Origin of the sequence: Streptomyces sp. NPDC005803, assembly GCF_040630435.1 — a bacterium.
Taxonomy (GTDB): Bacteria; Actinomycetota; Actinomycetes; order Streptomycetales; family Streptomycetaceae; genus Streptomyces.
Map to the genome: position 1 here is coordinate 98,309 of NZ_JBEXXO010000010.1, position 16,063 is coordinate 114,371.

Annotated in this window: 12 protein-coding genes; 6 read left to right on the forward strand and 6 right to left on the reverse strand. The window is 70.2% G+C overall.

The window, feature by feature from the left end:
• Positions 1-26 precede the first annotated feature (26 nt).
• A complete protein-coding gene (locus ABZ454_RS16395) occupies positions 27-707 on the reverse strand; it encodes a TMEM175 family protein (RefSeq protein ID WP_359538502.1) in 681 nt (226 codons plus the stop codon).
• A gap of 547 nt (positions 708-1,254) precedes the next feature.
• Here ABZ454_RS16395 and ABZ454_RS16400 point away from each other — a divergent pair.
• Both ABZ454_RS16400 and ABZ454_RS16405 read left to right on the forward strand, forming a co-directional pair.
• Entirely contained in the window at positions 1,255-2,016 is a 762-nt protein-coding gene (locus tag ABZ454_RS16400; protein WP_359538505.1) for an isochorismatase family protein, read from the forward strand.
• Between the two features lie 306 nt (positions 2,017-2,322).
• Complete coding sequence (locus ABZ454_RS16405; RefSeq protein WP_359538507.1) at positions 2,323-2,970, forward strand: hypothetical protein; 648 nt, start codon at positions 2,323-2,325, stop codon at positions 2,968-2,970.
• A 43-nt stretch (positions 2,971-3,013) separates the two neighbouring features.
• Here ABZ454_RS16405 and ygiD read toward each other — a convergent pair whose 3' ends face one another.
• Both ygiD and ABZ454_RS16415 read right to left on the reverse strand, forming a co-directional pair.
• The gene (gene ygiD / locus ABZ454_RS16410) at positions 3,014-3,892 is read right to left on the reverse strand and encodes a 4,5-DOPA dioxygenase extradiol (RefSeq protein ID WP_359538509.1); all 879 of its coding nucleotides are present in this window, start codon (positions 3,890-3,892) and stop codon (positions 3,014-3,016) included.
• A 153-nt stretch (positions 3,893-4,045) separates the two neighbouring features.
• Positions 4,046-5,047, reverse strand: a complete 1,002-nt coding sequence (locus tag ABZ454_RS16415; protein WP_359538510.1) for an extracellular solute-binding protein — start codon at positions 5,045-5,047, stop codon at positions 4,046-4,048.
• A 536-nt stretch (positions 5,048-5,583) separates the two neighbouring features.
• Between ABZ454_RS16415 and ABZ454_RS16420 the strand changes: the two genes are divergently transcribed.
• A complete protein-coding gene (locus ABZ454_RS16420; protein ID WP_359538733.1) occupies positions 5,584-5,973 on the forward strand; it encodes a substrate-binding domain-containing protein in 390 nt (129 codons plus the stop codon).
• A gap of 21 nt (positions 5,974-5,994) precedes the next feature.
• Here ABZ454_RS16420 and ABZ454_RS16425 read toward each other — a convergent pair whose 3' ends face one another.
• Together ABZ454_RS16425 and ABZ454_RS16430 are read right to left on the reverse strand one after the other, a co-directional pair.
• Positions 5,995-6,912, reverse strand: coding sequence for an SDR family NAD(P)-dependent oxidoreductase (locus ABZ454_RS16425; RefSeq protein ID WP_359538512.1), 918 nt, complete (start codon positions 6,910-6,912; stop codon positions 5,995-5,997).
• 72 nt (positions 6,913-6,984) lie between these two features.
• Positions 6,985-7,548 carry a TetR/AcrR family transcriptional regulator gene (locus ABZ454_RS16430; RefSeq protein ID WP_359538514.1) on the reverse strand — a complete coding sequence of 188 codons (564 nt, stop codon included), beginning with the start codon at positions 7,546-7,548 and terminating at the stop codon, positions 6,985-6,987.
• 410 nt (positions 7,549-7,958) lie between these two features.
• On the opposite strand from ABZ454_RS16430, the gene ABZ454_RS16435 reads away from it, so the two are divergent.
• The gene (locus ABZ454_RS16435) at positions 7,959-10,079 is read left to right on the forward strand and encodes a phosphocholine-specific phospholipase C (protein ID WP_359538518.1); all 2,121 of its coding nucleotides are present in this window, start codon (positions 7,959-7,961) and stop codon (positions 10,077-10,079) included.
• 356 nt (positions 10,080-10,435) lie between these two features.
• Entirely contained in the window at positions 10,436-11,287 is an 852-nt protein-coding gene (locus ABZ454_RS16440; protein ID WP_359538520.1) for an NmrA/HSCARG family protein, read from the forward strand.
• 105 nt (positions 11,288-11,392) lie between these two features.
• Here ABZ454_RS16440 and ABZ454_RS16445 read toward each other — a convergent pair whose 3' ends face one another.
• Positions 11,393-14,797 (reverse strand): S8 family serine peptidase, encoded by a 3,405-nt coding sequence (locus tag ABZ454_RS16445; RefSeq protein WP_359538523.1) that lies wholly within the window; start codon positions 14,795-14,797, stop codon positions 11,393-11,395.
• A 220-nt stretch (positions 14,798-15,017) separates the two neighbouring features.
• On the opposite strand from ABZ454_RS16445, the gene ABZ454_RS16450 reads away from it, so the two are divergent.
• Positions 15,018-16,001 (forward strand): helix-turn-helix domain-containing protein, encoded by a 984-nt coding sequence (locus ABZ454_RS16450; protein ID WP_359538524.1) that lies wholly within the window; start codon positions 15,018-15,020, stop codon positions 15,999-16,001.
• The last annotated feature ends 62 nt before the right edge of the window (positions 16,002-16,063 follow it).

Here is a 16,063-nt window from a genome sequence, read left to right on the forward strand (position 1 = left end):
AGGATCTGAACGGGGGTACAGCAGGTTCAGGTGCGCGGGTGGCGGGGCAGACCCTCGCTGGTGGCGAAGTAGAAGATGGGGAGCGCGGCGAAGACGGCCAGGGCGACTGGTGGGGTGGCCAGCCAGCCGAGCAGTCCCGCCAGGGTGTAGGCGGCCACGCCTGCCGCGGAGCGCAGCTGTCCGTGGCGCACGTAGGACGCCTCGACGGCCGGGTCGAGCAGGGAGGGGTGGTGGCGCAGGTAGGTGTACAGGAGCAGCCAGCTGGCGCACATCGCCGCTGCGACCAGGGCGTACGTCAGGACCGCCGTGCGGGCGTCCGCGCCGTGCGCGCTCTCCTGTAGGGCGTCGGAGAGGACGCCGGTGGGGAAGGCCAGCGCGGCTGTGGTGAACAGGAGCAGCAGGTTGGCCCCCTGCAGTCCGCGGTCCACCGACCGGATCCGGGCGAAGGCCTGATGGTGGTTGAGCCAGATGACGGCCACGTAGGCGAAGGATGCCAGGTAGCCCACGTAGGAGGGCCACTGTTCGAGCAGGGCGCGGGCCAGCCCGCCCTTGTGATGGGCCGGATCCTGGATCTCCAGGACCAGGATGGTGGCGGCGACGGCGAACACGCCGTCGCTGAACGCTTCCAGCCGCGCGGTATCCGAGCGGCGGAACCGGGCCGCGGTGCGCGCGGTGTGCGGCGGCGGGAGGCGTGGGGATTCGGGCATGACCATTTCCGGGAGCCGGGTGGGGCGGGGCACATCCTTGCCGATTGTCACCCGGCGGGGAGCGCCCTGCACCTGATGTGCCGTGCCCGGCGGGCGCCCCGTCGCGGCGTCGGCAAGGACTCAGTGGCTGGCAAGGCCGCCTTTCCGACCGGGGGGAGGCAGTCGTGCGGGTCATCGGCCGTACCTTCCGGTTCGACTTCGGCGAGGACGCCAGGTACGACCCGAGCTTCCTCGGTGACACTGCGCTCAATGCCACAGTTGTGGCGGACGCGGGCTGGAGCGGGGGCACGTGGGCCATTAGCGGATCCGGCCTCCCAAGGCTTCTGGGACCTGTTCTGACCGGGGCGCCCCACCACGTGCCGGGAGCCGCCGCAGGCGTGCGCCCGCCGGTCTCGCGGCTGAGGCGCCGGTCCCGTGGTGCCGCACGTCCACCCGGTCGGCCGTGTGCGGCGCTACGCAGCGTGACCCAGAGGCGTGATGAAATCACACTCTGTGCTCGCGCGGATCGGAGCAGAACGACCGCGCACGTCGCTGAGGAGTCCCCGTCATGGCCGAGCGCGCTGCCGACATCGTCAGTCCCATTACGGACGGTGTCCTGCCGTTGAAGTCCACGCCCGCACAGGCGCGCGCCGCCGGCCGGGTCGCCTACGACAAGCCCACCCCGGGCAACGCGGTGCTGCTGCTGATCGACCATCAGATCGGCCTGATCAACAGCACCCGGGACTACTCCTCGCTGGCCGAGTTCCGAGCCAACGCGGTGGGCCTCGCGAAGATCGCGAAGGCCCTGGAGATCCCGGTGATGCTCAGCACGTCCAACGCGCAGTGGCAGAACGGCGACACCATCCCTGAGCTCAAGGACCTCTTCCCGGACGTGCCGATCCACCGCCGCACCGGCATCATCAACTGCTACGAGGACCCGAGTTTTCGCGCGGCCTTCGAGCAACTGCTGGCCGACACCGGGCGCACGCACATCCTCATCGCCGGTGTCACCATCGGCACGTGCACCGTGATGCCGGTCCTGGCCATGCTCAACGACGGCTACCAGGTCTTCCCCGTGGTCGACGCCTGCGCTGCCTGGAACCACTACGAGGCCGACGCGTCAATGTCCCGGATGGCCCGCGCCGGCGCGGAACTGGTCACCACCTTCGCCTTGGGCTGCGAGCTCCAGGCCGACTGGAAGCTACCCAGCGGCGGCCCCCTGTTCGCCCCGTACCGCGAGGACCTGCCCGAGTACGGCTACGTCATCCAGAACTTCTGGAACAACGCGAACGGCCACACCGTCCCCGACCCCTTCGACCAGGTCGAGTAACCGCCGACGGCGCGGGCACGGACCTGCCGCCGGAAGCTGAGGCGGGATGGGCGGCTGCCTTCGCCAGCGATCGTCGGACGCCGGGCGGGTCCGAGAGGCGATTCCCCGAACCAGGACGATCCGAATCCGTCAGGACCGGCCCGACCTGCCGCCTGTGGCCGGCGGGCATCCGGGCGTGACACCCCACGCCGGCCGCTGGGCGCAGTCGCCGGGCTTCCGGGCCTGCCCTCTGCGCGCACTCCGCCCTGTACGACCCACAGCGCAGCGCACGTGGTGCAGGGCGCTGCGCACCCAAGGAGGTACGCCATGGACGCGTCCGCCGCCCCGAGGCCGCCGTCGGGTGACGACGATGCCGCGATCTCGGAGATCGCCCATGTCGTGCGCCCGGGCAGTGAGTCCGACTACGAGGCATGGCTGCAGAACGAGATCATTCCCGCGGCAGCCGCTTTCGAGGGACACGGGGGCATCAACATCGTGCGGGCTTCCGCCCCCCGCCCCGGGGACGGAGCCCGGGAGTACACCCTTGCCCTGCGCTTCGCCCAGCCCGCGCAGCTGGAGAAATGGCTGCGCTCGGACACCCGCGCCGCGCTGCTGGCCCGGGCACGCCCGCTGCTGGCGGACGCCGAGAGCATCTCGCTCCACAGCGGCCTGGACTTCTGGTTCCCTTCCAGCCCCGCCGCACCCGCCGCGCCGCGCTGGAAGCAGTGGCTGGCCACGGTCGCCGTGCTGTACCCGTTGTCCCTGCTCACCGCACCGGTGGTCAAGGCCGCCGCGGATCTGGTCCGGCTGCCCGCCTCTCCGGCCCTGCGGACCCTGATCACGCTTCTGATCAACGTCGGCCTGCTGACGTTCGTGCTCATGCCCCGCTGGACCCGTCTGATCCGCCGCTGGCTGAACGCCGGTGCCAAGGGGCGCGCCCCCGGGAAGCCGCCTTCCCGCCATAGCGCTGATTGACAGTTCCTGGTAACGGGTGTGCCGGCGGGGAGCCACCGCGGCGTCAGGTGTTCGTGCCGTCCGCGGGGACGCCGTCGGGGAACTCGGCGGCCGGCCCCTCACCGTCGGCGGCCGGGCAGTGGACGTCAAGGGTGTAGGACGTCATCGACAACGAGCCGTGCGTGTAGCCGTCGACGAGCATGTCCGCGCCGCGGCCGGAGGCGGCGGCCAGCCCCGCGATGTACAGGAGCGGGATGAAGTGGTCCGGGGTGGGCACGGCGGCGCGGAAGTCGTTGTGGCCTTGCAGCCTGGCGGATGCGGCGGGGTCGTGCAGCATGGTTTCCTGGGCGCTCTCGTCGAAGCGCTGCGCCCAGTCGAAACCGGTGTCCGGCAGCTGCGGATCGACGCCCCCCAGGTTGTGCACGACGTTTCCGCTGCCCAGGACCAGGACGCCGCTCGCCCGCAGTGCTGACAGTTTCGTGCCGAGATCGAAGTGGTAGTCCAACGGTTTGTTGGCGTTGATGCTCAGCTGCGCCACGGGGATGTCCGCTCGGGGGAAGGCATGCCGCAGGACCGACCATGAGCCGTGGTCGATGCCCCAGCTGTCGGCGTCGGCGCCCACCCAGGTCGGCTTGACCGCCTCGCTGACCTCCTCCACCAACTCCGGCATGCCGGGGGCCGGGTACTGAACCTCGAACAGCTCTTGGGGGAAGCCGTAGAAGTCGTGGATGGTGCGGGGCCGGGGCATCACCGTGACGGCCGTGGCGTTGATGAACCAGTGCGCCGAGATCACCAGGATCGCGCGAGGACGGGGTACGGTCCGGCCGAAGGCCTGCCAGGCAGCGGTGTAGCGGTTGTGCTCCAGGGCGTTCATCGGGCTGCCGTGGCCGATGAACGCAGCAGGCATCCCCTTCGGCCGCTCGGCTGGGCCGTCCACCGTCATCTTCGACTCCCTTGCGTAGGTCGGGCGTGCCGGGTTCCTTGCCGGATCGTCCCGCCCGAGCGCCGACTCGCCGTCCGGGCGGTGGCGAGAGTTCGGTGTGCCGACTCATCGGGCGGACACGTGGTGCCCGGCGGTGCGGTGCAGTGCGGGGTGTCAGGCGTGGCGGGTGGGGTGCAGGCCCAGCCAGCCGGGGGTGGGCTCGCCGCGCACCTCGCCCAGGTAGAGGATCATCGTCTGGCGCCAGCGTTCCACCTTGGCGCGGTCCTCCATGAAGTCTGCGAATTCGGCCACGTGGGCGTTCTCGCAGGTCCAGATCGGACCGCCCTCGGGGATGACGTCGGTGCGTACGCCCCACCCGTTGAAGCCGGCGGCCTGGCGTTCAGTGGAGAGCATCCAGTTCAGGTAGAGCTTGGCGGCTTCGGGGTGCGGGGCGTCGCGCAGAAGGGCCGCGCGCTGTCCCCAGGCGAGGAAGGGGTGGCCTTCGGGGGGTGTCACCCAGGTGGTGTCCGAGCCTCCGGTGGCGGCGCCGGCCACGCCGACCTGCTTGGCGCCGGCGTCCACTGCGTCGCCCGGGCTGTTGGTGCCGCGCTGGAAGGCCACGTCCTGGCGGGCCAGGGCTTCCAGCCACTCCCAGCCGTAGGTGTCGACGTATTTCTTGTAGAGGAAGAGCGTGGCGTCGTCGTCGCCAGGGTGGGACGAGGCGATCTGCCCCTCCCACTCCGGGTTCACCAGGTCCCGTGGTGTCGCCGGGCCGCCCTGGGGGCCGTACATGTAGCTGAAGGCGAAGACGTTGACGGCCACCCACGCCCCGTCCGGGTCCTTGAACATGTCGTGCACCTGGGAGAAGCCCGCGGGCTTGTACTCCTGAAGCACGCCGAGCCGCTGCCAGCGCGGGAAGTCGAACGAGGTCTGCAGGTGGGTGACGTCCGGAACCAGGGTGCCGGCGGCAATCTGCCGGTCGATGCGGACGTCGTGGTACTTGCTGTAGTCCACGATCATGTCGAGCGTGATATCGGGGAAGGCCGCGTGGAACGCTTCCAGCGCACTGTCCTGCTGGCCGGCGAAGTCGCCACCCGCGTAGACGGTCAACGTGCCGCCCTCGGCCCGCGCCGCTTCATGCAGCTCGGTCAGCGACCTGCTCTCGTCCTCCACCATGGAAGTCCCTCCGGACGCCCTTCGTACTCACGCACGGTCCTGCTGATGGGGCCAGGATTGCCCGCCCCGGTGGGGCACGCACCCCGGGGAGGCCATCCGCGCATGAGAGGAACCAGCCCGAGGGAAACGTCGAGGCGGAGGCAACGGCACCTGGCCGTCGTCGGTGTCGATCAGGCCCCACAGATCCGGCCCCATAGGCGGCCAGTCCCGGCCGGACACCGGCGCGCCGGTGCCGGTGCGCCCTGTGGCGTACAGGCGCAGGACGCTGTGGCCGATGGCGCCCGCGTCGGCCCAGGAACGCTGGACGCTGGAGAGGCACAGGCCCGGCGCCGGTTCGGAGTGGGGCAGGGTGATCCGTGCTTCCCGGAAGAGGGCGGTCAGGCCGCCGTTGCGAAGCCCTCGCCGCGCAGGTCCTGGTCGCGGAGTCGGGCGAAGTTGACGTCGCGCTGCACCGGCCGTGCGAGGGAACCTACGACGCCGTGGCCGGTGCACTCGCCCGGATCTTCGCCGACCGGCCGGACACCAGCGCATTCGTCGTGCGGAACGAGAGCCCCATCGGACCGCTCCTGTCGCTGTTACGCACCTCGGGCCGCATCGTCCCCGAGGACGCCACCGTCATCGCCCTGTGCCCGGAACCGCTCGCCGAGCAGCACTCGCCCCGCCTCACCGCCGTGACCGGACCGGCGCGGGAACTGGGTTCCCGCGCCGGTCCGGCTGGTGATGGCAAGGCTGTACGGACGCCCCACCGAGGAGGTCACCCTGCTCGTCCCCGTGCTTACTGTTCGCGAGAGCTCCGGAGCTCGCAGGCCCGCGTAAACGCCTCCACGCACACCTCACCCACGGGCTCTTCGCGCCGGACGAGTAGCAACGCCGGCTCGGCACCCCATGGCACAGGTCGCAGATCATGTCTTGCGCGGTCCAGGTGAGGCGCATCAGGCCAGGTCAGCTCATTCCGATACGGGAGCGGCGGGAACCGTCCCCAGGAGTGCACGGGTCTCGGCGACTACCCGCGCGTTGAACGCCGGGTCGTGCACCTGGGCGGAACCCCGCATCGGACGTCCTTTCTCGTCGTAGTAGACGCCGGTGGCGTCCGATTCGTCGGTGAGTATCCGGGTGATCATGCGAGCGGCGGTGCCCGGGTTGGTCCAGTACGGGATGAGCGGGGCCAGAGGCGAGAGCACGTACTTCGACAGCAGACGCAGGAACAGGTTGGCGTCACGGCCGAGATTCGTGCCGGGGGCGAAGCCGGGCTCGATGGCGTTGAACCGCAGTCGGGGTGTTTCGCGGGCGAAGGCGAGCACCGTGGCCAGGTTGCCCTGCTTGGATGTGGCGTAGGCGTCTCCACCGGGCAGTTTCGAGCCGCCGGGTTTCCACTCGCCTCGGGTGCTCGCCTCGGCGGAGATGTACCGGGCGCCACGAAAACCGGCCATGGTGGCGGGCTTGCGCTCCGGATCCTCCACAGCCGAGACGATGAACACCACCTGTGTGCCGTCTTCGAGGTGGGGCGCGAGCGTCTCCGTGAACACGAAAGGCCCGATGTGGTTGGTCGCGTAGGCGGTGTCCCAGCCGAGGGCGTTCGTGCCGGGACGGCTGGGGAAGATGCCGGCGTTGTTGAGCACGCCGGTGATCGGGAGGCCGAGCTCGATGATCTGAGCGGATGCGCGTCGCACGCTCGTCAGGTCCGAGAGGTCGCAGACGACGGTCACGGCCTCTCCGTCCCCGCCTTCGATGCATGCGCGTACGTCGTTGAGCTTGGCGGCGTCGCGGCCGACCAGCACGACGGTGCCGTGCTTGGCCAGTTCGAGGGCGGTACGGCGGCCGAAGCCGGAGGTCGGGCCGGTAATGACGTAAGCCTTGTCGGGCATGAGGCTCCTTAGATGTCTGACTAGTCAGTCATTAATGGCTGTGCGTGAATGAGCATGTGAACCAGGGGCGGGTCAGCCGATCATGCGCCAGAGCGCGTCGAAACTGGACTGCTTGTGCTCGTCGGCGCGATCCGGATCGCCGATGATGTAGTCGATAGTGGCCTCGGCCAGGGCATTGCACAGCATGAAGACCAAAGTCGCCGGGGCATCGCGCATCGGGCCGTTCGCCCGGCTTCGCTCCAGGATCTCCCCGATGCCTGTCATGGTCCGGCTTGCGGACTCATGGGTGGACGCCGTGATCTCGTCGGAGACCTGGAGCTGCGCCAGTGTGCGGCGCTTCTGGGGATTGGCTGTCGCCCAGTCCATCCATCGTGACCAGATGTGCCCCATCTGGGTGCGCGCGTCCGCTGCGGGCAGGCCGCCGAGTGCGGCTGCCCCCATCTCCCCCTTCAGCTCCAGGTAGAGCTGGTTCAGCAGATCCGCTTTGGTGTCGAAGTAGGTGAACAGCGACCCGTTCGAGACGCCGGCCTCCTTCGCGATCGCTGCCGTCGCCGCCCCCAGTCCCTGAGCAGCGATGATCCGTGTGGCGGCAGCCGTGATCGCCGCGCGTTTGTCGTCGCTCCTCGGTCTGGGCATGAGTACAGCATGTAGGAGAGTGGCCAGTCAGTCAAACGAGGGGAGTCGCTTCCCGGCCTCGGCCCAGACCAAGGGCCGGGGACCGCCCGCCTGTCACCGCCGGACCCTCGAACGAAGGGAATTACGGGGGCGTCACAGGCCGGGCAGGCGTACTTTCTGCTGCTCGAACTCGGTAGCGGTCGGTAGCGGTCGGATCCCCTCGTCTCGCTGACCGGCCAGCTCGGTCGGTTTGGTCAGCTCGTCGGCGAGCGATGCGGAGGGGGCGGGGCGGGTGCTGAGGTGCGTGCTGGGCGGTTGGACTTTCCCGTACGACCTGTTGGAGGTTCACCGCGACGCCGTACGAAATACTTCCCCGCGCCACCCGTCTTGATTAGCTTCCCGGCTGTACGACAGAACTCGGGAGGCTCAACTTGGCCACGGACATTTCACGGCGACGGCTCTTCGCACTCGGTGGCGGTGCGCTGGGCGCTGCGGCGGCGGGGTCGCTGCTGCCGCCTTCGCTGCAGGCCGCGATAGCGGCGCAGCCGGCACACTCGGCGGGATCCGGAGACCGTGACGGGCTCGGAGCCATCAAGCACGTGGTGATCCTGATGCAGGAGAACCGTTCCTTCGACCACTACTTCGGGACGCTCCGGGGCGTACGCGGCTTCGGTGACCGCAACGCCGTCGAGCTGCCCTCGGGCAAGCCGGTCTTCGAGCAGCCCGCACCGCTGGGCACCTCCGTTCTGCCGTTCCCGGTGCGCGGCGCCGCCGAGACGCAGAAGAAGGACCTCCAGTACATCGGTGCGCTCGACCACTCCTGGAGCGGCGGCGGCAAGGCGTGGGCCGGCGGGTGGATGAACGGCTGGGTCTCCGCGAAGACGGCCGCCACCATGGCCTACTACGACCGCCGTGACATCCCGCTGCACTACGAGCTGGCCGACACCTTCACGGTCTGCGACGCCTACCACTCCTCCATCCACTCCTCGACGAGCCCCAACCGCAACCACCTGTGGAGCGGGAAGACGGGCAACGAGCCGAACGGCAAGCGGGCCGTCGGCAACGACGCGTACGACGAGGGCACCCACCCCGGATACGACTGGGGCACCTACGCGGAGCGGCTGGAGAAGGCCGGGCACAGCTGGCGCACGTACACCGAGTGGGAGAACTTCACCGACAACCAGATCGAGTTCTTCGCCACCTTCAAGGCCATCGCCCGCAAGGCGCTGGCGAAGACCGGCGGGCACACGTACATGGAGTCGTTCTACTCCGCCGTACGGGACGCGGACACGGCGGAGCGGGAGCGGCTGTTCGGCTTGCTGGAGGAGGGTGTCGCCGCCCTGGACAAGGCTGAACGCAGCCTCTTCGAGCGGGCGTTGCGCCGGGTGGAGACCGGAACGCTGGCCGAGGAGTTCGCCAAGGACGTGGCCGCGGGCACGCTGCCGGAGGTCTCCTATCTGGTGCCCTCCGCCGTCGACTCGGAGCACCCGAGTGTCTCCTCGCCGATCCACAGCGCGACGATCGTCTACAAGGTCCTGGACGCGCTGGGCAAGCACCCCGACGTATGGCGGCACACGGCCGTCCTCATCAACTACGACGAGAACGACGGCTTCTTCGACCACGTGCCGCCGCCGGTCGCCTCGCCCGAGGTGGCCGAGGAGCAGTGGGAGGGCAAGCCCACCGGTCTCGGCATGCGGGTGCCGATGCTCGTCGTGTCGCCATGGACCATCGGGGGCTACGTCTGCTCCGAGGTCTTCGACCACACCTCCGTGATCCGCTTCCTGGAGCGCTGGACCGGGGTGCGGGAACCGAACATCGGGGACTGGCGGCGCACCGTCACCGGCGACCTGACCTCCGCTTTCGACTTCTCGCGAGGACGTCGGCGACCCGAGGTGGAGCAGCCGGGCGCCATTCCGCCGTTCAGCGGTCGCTGGTCGCCGAGGCCGCCGCTCGTGCAGCACATGCCGGTGCAGGAGCCGGGGGCGCGCCCGGCTCGTGCACTGCCGTACCAGCCGGACGCGCAGGCGAAGGTGGTGGAGGGCGCGGTGCGGGTGGACCTCAGCAACACGGGGCGCTCGTCGGCGCACTTCGCGCTGTATCCGTACGCGGGCGAGTTCCCCGTGCCGCAGCACCGGGACGTGAAGGGCACGGCGCAGTGGACGGTGCCCGTCACCGGCCCCGCGTACCGGTTCACGGTGACGGGCCCGAACGGCTTCCGCCGCGAGTTCGCCGGGCTCGGGAAGGGCGGTGCCCCGGCCGAGGTCGCGTCGCGGGTCGACGCCCGGGAGCGCGATCTGCACCTCACGCTGCGCAACACGGGGCGGACGACGCTCACCTTCACCGTGCGGCCGCGGGGATACGTCGACGAGGCGGACCTGCGCGACTGGACCAGGAGCGTCAAGGTCAAGCCGGGGCGCAGCCGCACCGTGGTGCACTCGGCGGCCGACGCGCACGGCTGGTACGACCTGGACGTCACCGTCGACGGGGACGACGCCTTCCGGCGCCGGCTGATGGGGCACATCGAGAACGGCCGGCCGAGCGTCTCAGGCTGACCCGGCCGGGGCGGCGGGGGCGCCCCTCGCCATGCCGTAGGAAGACGCAGGCCAGGGGTGTAGGTGGGGGACACCGTAGTGGGGGCGGCGGGGGTGCGGGCGGGCGCTACGGGGAGGCCGTCCGGAGCCGGAACCGGCGCACCGCAAGGGCCTTCGCAGCCTTCGCCGCCCGGGGCAGGTGCCGTACGACGAGGTACCCGGCGCTGAAGCGGGATACGTGGCGCCGGCATCCGGTCCGCGGGTGACGCCCGGGGCAGGGCGCCGCGTCGCCGCGCATGCCGTCCGTCACGGCCGGATACGGTGGGTGCTGCCGCTGCCGGTCCATGGCCGCGTGCTCATGACGAGGGAGTTCTTCGATGGTTGATGAGCCGATCCTGGTGCTCGCCGCGACCGGCGGACAGGGCAGGGCCGTGACCGACGCGCTGCTGGGGCGCGGGGCCAGGGTGCGGGCGTTGGTTCGTGACCCCGAGCGGACGGCCGCGCGCCAACTGGCCGGTCAGGGCGTCGAGGTGGTGGCGGGTTCCCTGAGTGATCGCGAATCCCTCGCCGCAGCGATGGAGGGGGTGGCGGGGGTCTTCGCCTTCACGACTCCCTTCGAGGCCGGCGTGGACGCCGAGGTGGCCCAGGGGAAGGCGATCCTGACCGCCGCCGGCGAGAAGCGCGTGCCGCATCTGGTGTTCAGCTCGGTGGCCGGCGCCGACCAGGAGAGCGGCGTGCCGCACTTCGACAGCAAGGCCCGCGTCGAAGCCGAACTGGCCTCCGGCGATGTGCCTTATACGGTCCTGGGACCGGCGTACTTCTTCGACAACGCCCTCGGCGGAGCGGAGCGCATCCTCAGCGGGGCGCTCGACCTGCCGCTCCCCGCCGACAGGCCGTTGCAGCAGCTTGCCCGACCCGACCTCGGCGCCTTCGCGGCCGAGGTGCTGCTCAACCCCGCCCCTTACGTGGGGCAGCGTATCGAGCTGGCCGGCGACGCACCCACCCCGGCACACATGGCGGCCGCGCTGAGCGCGGCCCTGGGACGGGAAGTCCGGCACGAGCGCGTCCCGCTGGAGGCGATCGACAACCCGGACATGCACGCGATGTGGACGTTCCTCAACGGACCTGGTTACCGCATCGACATCCCCGCGCTGCACGCGGCCCACCCGGAAATCGCCTGGACCAGCTTCTCCGACTGGGCGCGAAGCGCGTTCGCCGACTCCCGCTGAAGCGGGCTGGGCCGCTCAGCCAGGGCCGAGCGACCACGGGAAGGCTGTGCGGCAGCCCCGAGCCGGTCGTGCCGGCCCGGTTCAGGGAGAACCGGGCCGGCTCACTCACTTGCGTACGGTGAAGCGCCCGGTCAGCGGGCCGAGCCCGACGGTGTACGTCCCGGCGGCGTCGCGGCGGACGGTGAACCGCACACGTGCCTCCTTGCCGGTGCGGACCGTGACGGAACGCTCCTGCTCCGTCTCGCCCGCCACCGACAGGACGGCCGAGTACGTTCCCGTCTCCTCGCCGACGTTCTTGACGCGTGCCGTCACACGGACCGGCGTGCCGGGCCGCGCCCGGGACGGGGTCACCGACAGATCGCTCAGAGCGAAGAGCGGCTCGGGGCCTGCGACCAGGTCGTGGACGAAGACGTCCGAGTGACGGTTGCTGTCGTCAGCGACGAGGTTGGCCGAGGTGCTCTGGAAGACGACGTAGCGACCGTTGCCGCTGAGGGCGGGGAGGTCCGAAGCGCCGTCCGCCGCGGCGCCCTCCAAACCGTCCGAGACCCGGGTCGTGGTGGCGGCGGTCCGGTCCCGTACGAAGACGTCCGACGCGCCGTTGGTGTCGCCGGGGGCGAGGTTGGCGGAGTCGCTGTAGAAGGCGACCTTCGTGCCGTCCGCGCTGAGGGAGGGCGCGAAGGCCCAGCCGTCGGCCGGTTCACCACCGCCGGTGTCGGAGACCCGCTCGTCCTCGCCCGTGCGAAGGTCGTGGACGTAGAGCCGCCAGTTGTTGCTGAACGCGATCGTGCGGCCGTCGCCGCTGATCTGCGGACCCGTGTTCTCGCCGTCGGGGCCGTCGACCCGTGTCGTGGTGCCGGTCACGCGGTCGTGCACGAACACGTCGACCGTGCCGTCGGTGTCGCCGGACGCGAGGTTGTCGGCCGCGCTCTGGAAGGCCACGTAGCGGCCGTCGGAGCTGATCGACTGTTCGCGGGAGGAACCGTTCGCCGGTGTGCCGTTCGCGGCCTGTGAGATGCGGACGGTCGTACCCGTCCGGCGGTCGCGGAGGAACACGTCCGTGGTGTTGTTGGTGTCGCCGGGCACGAGATTGTCGGCGTCGCTGTTGAACACGGCGAAGTTGCCGTCGGCGCTGAGCGAAGGTGCTGACGACAGGCCGTTGGCCGGTGTTCCGTCCGAGGCCACCGACACCCGTTCCGTGACGCCGGTCGTCCGGTCGTGGACGAAGGCGTCGGTCTGCCGGTTGGTGTCGTCGGCGACGAGGTTGGCGGCGCCGCTGCTGAAACCGACGTAGCGTCCGTCCGCGCTGAGGGTCGGGGTCAGGGAGAAGTCGTCGCCCTGGGCCCCGTCGGAGGCGACCGACACCCTCTCGGTCGTCTGCGTACCCCGGTCGGTGACGAAGATGTCGAGGGTGCCGTTGGTGTCCTCGGGCACGAGGTTCGAGGCTGGGCTGGCGAAGGCGATCACCTGGCCGTCGTCGCTCACCCTGGGCCACCACGCGTCGTTGTTCGCCTGGCCGCCCTGCGTCGTGAGGGAGGAGCGATCGGTGGCGGAGGGGCGTGGCAGCACCAGGCGGGTGTTCCGGGCCGCGCCGGACCTGCCGTCCACCTTCACGGCCAGTGGCTCGGACCGGGAGATGCCGGGTGCGCTCGCCCTGACCTGGTACGTGCCGACGGGTACGTCCCGGATGGTGTAGCGGCCGTTGTGGTCCGTCACCGCGGTCAGTTCGTCAGGTACGTCCAGGACGGTGACGGCCGCCCCCGGCACGGTCGAGCCGGTCGGTTCGAACGTCACCGTGCCGGTGACCGTCCCCCTTCGGGTCTGGGCGAGATTCAGGCGCACGTCGGTGTAGCGGTCGGTGCGCACCACCTGCCGGGTCCGCGTGTCCACGTACCCGAAACGGGACAGGGACAGGTCCTGGGTGCCGGGCGCGAGCCGGATCGAGAAGCGTCCCTCCTCGTCCGTGGTGACGGCGCGGCCGGTTCCCGTGTGCGTGACCGTGACACCCGCCAGCGGTTTCCCGGTCCTGCCGTCGGTGACCGTACCCCGTACGCCGCTGCGCAGGGACGCCTCCTTCACCGCCGCGTAGGCGTCGATGCGGCCGTAGCCGAAGCGGGCATTGGGGCGCGCACCGTAGCGGTCGTCGAAGAAGGACGTACCGGTGAGGATGGACAGCGCCTCGTCGACGGAGAGGTCCGGCTGCGCCTGGAGCATGAGGGCGACGGTGCCGGACACGTGCGGAGTGGCCATCGAGGTGCCGTCGAGCGTGCCGTAGCCGCCGTTCGGCAGGGTCGACAGGACGTCGACGCCGGGTGCGGAGACGTCCGGTACGACGTAGGAGTCGGGCCACTCCTCCGGCGGGGCGCTCCAGCTGCTCTTGCGGACCACCTCTCCGCAGGAGAAGTCGGCAACGTTGTCAGTGGAGTCGGTCGCGCCGACGGAGACGGACTCGTAGACGTTGCCCGGGCTCGCCGAGCCCTGGAGACACTGGTTGCCGATGGCGAAGGACGGGAAGATGCCGGCGCGCAGGATGTTACGGGCCGGCTCGACGAGTTCGTCGGCGTAGCCCTCCGAGCCGAGTGACATGCTGACGACGTCCGCGGGTTTCCCGGCGGGGGTGCCGTCGGAGGCGTACGGGGCGATGGCCCATTGCATGCCGGCGATCACCTGGGCGAGGCTCCCGCTGCCGGCGGGGATGACCAGTCCGCCCATCAGGTCCACGTCGGGCGCGACACCGATCTGCGTGCCGGAGGCGTCTCCTCCGGCGATGGTGCCGGCGACATGGGTCCCGTGGTAGCTGCTGTCGTGGGGTACGGAACCCGGTACGGGTTTGCCCTCGGCGTCGAACTCGATCCAGCCGCCGGGGTGGGTGGCGTCGTCGGGGTCCTCACCGGCCAGCTTGCCCGCCAGGTCGGGGTGGTTGATGTCGATGCCGGTGTCGAGGACGGCCACGCGGACACCGTCGCCGGTCACCTTCTGCTCGCTGTGCACCTTGTCGGCGCCGATCTTGGCGAGGCCCCAGGTGGTCGCCTGGGCAGTGGCGCGGGCGATGGCCGCCTTGCTCTTCTCCACGGCTTCGCCGGGCGGGGCCTCAAGAGTGAAGTTGGGGATGACGCGGGCGACGGGGGCCAGCGCCGTCAGGTCGGCCAGGGTGTCCGGTGTGGCTTCGACCAGCACCATGTTCTTGAGCCAGAACGTGTTCAGCACGCGATCACCGCGAGCCTCCACCAGGTCCACGACCGGGGCCTGGACGGACTCGGCGTCGTCCGCCAGTTCGCGGCGCACCTGCGCCGTGGTGTCACCCGGCGCAGGTGCTTCGGCGCTCTCCTGCAGGACGACGGCCGCCTCGATGCGTCCGTCGCCGCGCGCCTGCGCGGTGTCCATCCGCTTCAGCAGGCCGGGGTCGATCTTCGTTCGTACGGCCGTCGACGACGCGGACGGACCGGGGCCGGCGCCCTGAGCCATCGCGGGAGCGGCTGTCAGCACGGTGGTGCATATGCCCAGGGCGGACAACAAGGCTCTGTAGCGATGTTGCCCGCGTGGCGGACGGGCCGGGAGCGGCATGGGGCACTCCTTCTGCGACGTGTGTCCACGTCGCGTTGTCGAGCCGATCTCGTAGCTGGTCGAACGCTGACATCCGCTGCGAGTCCCTGACAAGATCAACTGGCGGCGACTTCCCGTCAACTGGCATGAAGACGACAGGCGTACACGACATGGGACGAGGTGACACTCCATGCTGGAAGCGATCGGCCTGGACGAGCGCGACGAAGCCGTATACGACGCCCTGATACGGAGAACGCAAGCCACCACCGCGGAACTCGCCGGTGACTGCCATCTCACCGCACAGGCGACCAGCCGTTCACTGCGGTCACTGGTCGACCTCGGGCTGGCCTCCCCGGTGCCCGGACGGCCGGTCGCGTACGCCGCGGTCCCGCCCGACAGTGGTCTGGAGGCCGTACTGCGTGAACGGGAGAGGGCGTTGAACGGCGTGCGCTCCCAGCTCTCGTCCCTGATGGCCATCTACCGGGCGGGCAGCCGCTTCGCGCATCCCGGGGAGCTCGTCGAGGTCATCTCGGGAAGGGACGAGGTCAACCGGAACTGGGTGCAGATGCAGCGGGCCAGCCGTACCCAGGTGCGGGGCTTCGACTGCCCGCCGTATGCCGCGGCCGCCGGCCACTCCCAGCCCAACGGGATCGAACTCGAACTGCTGGAACGAGGTGTCAAGTACCGCGTGCTCTATGACAGTTCGGTCCTCGAACTGCCGGGGTGGCTGGAGGACGTGACGACGGGGATACGCCTCGGGGAACAGGCCCGGATCGCCACCGGCCTGCCGACCAAGCTGGCGATATCCGACGACCGGATCGCCATGCTCCCGCTGCTGCGTCCCGGTGACGACACGGTGACCGCCTCCTACGTCATCCACCCCTCGCCCCTGCTCGACGCGCTGGTGGCGCTGTTCGAGGCGATGTGGGAGCGAAGTGTGCAGATACGGCCCGCGGCGTCGCTCACGGACGAGGGCGGTCCTGAGGGTCTGTCACAGGACGAGGAGAAGGTGCTGACGCTGCTGGCGTCGGGAGCCACCGACAAGGCGGCGGGCAGAGCCCTGGTCTGGAGCGAACGCACCGTGCAGCGCCACATCACCAAACTCATGCGTCGTTTCGGCGCGCAGACGCGCTTCCAGCTCGCCATGGAAGCCACCCGGCGCGGCTGGCTCTGACCAACCAACGCACAGGTGTTTCGTGTGTGTTGCCGGCACACCCCCGTCGACACGGGGGCTTC

What these genes read in the sequence shown, in the direction of transcription:
- ABZ454_RS16400 (WP_359538505.1), top strand. Translation starts at nt 1,255, where the DNA reads ATGGCCGAGCGCGCTGCCGACATCGTCAGTCCCATTACGGACGGTGTC.
- ygiD (WP_359538509.1), bottom strand. Translation starts at nt 3,892, where the DNA reads ATGACGGTGGACGGCCCAGCCGAGCGGCCGAAGGGGATGCCTGCTGCG.
- ABZ454_RS16450 (WP_359538524.1), top strand. Translation starts at nt 15,018, where the DNA reads ATGCTGGAAGCGATCGGCCTGGACGAGCGCGACGAAGCCGTATACGAC.
- ABZ454_RS16415 (WP_359538510.1), bottom strand. Translation starts at nt 5,047, where the DNA reads ATGGTGGAGGACGAGAGCAGGTCGCTGACCGAGCTGCATGAAGCGGCG.
- ABZ454_RS16425 (WP_359538512.1), bottom strand. Translation starts at nt 6,912, where the DNA reads ATGCCCGACAAGGCTTACGTCATTACCGGCCCGACCTCCGGCTTCGGC.
- ABZ454_RS16430 (WP_359538514.1), bottom strand. Translation starts at nt 7,548, where the DNA reads ATGCCCAGACCGAGGAGCGACGACAAACGCGCGGCGATCACGGCTGCC.
- ABZ454_RS16440 (WP_359538520.1), top strand. Translation starts at nt 10,436, where the DNA reads ATGGTTGATGAGCCGATCCTGGTGCTCGCCGCGACCGGCGGACAGGGC.
- ABZ454_RS16395 (WP_359538502.1), bottom strand. Translation starts at nt 707, where the DNA reads ATGCCCGAATCCCCACGCCTCCCGCCGCCGCACACCGCGCGCACCGCG.
- ABZ454_RS16405 (WP_359538507.1), top strand. Translation starts at nt 2,323, where the DNA reads ATGGACGCGTCCGCCGCCCCGAGGCCGCCGTCGGGTGACGACGATGCC.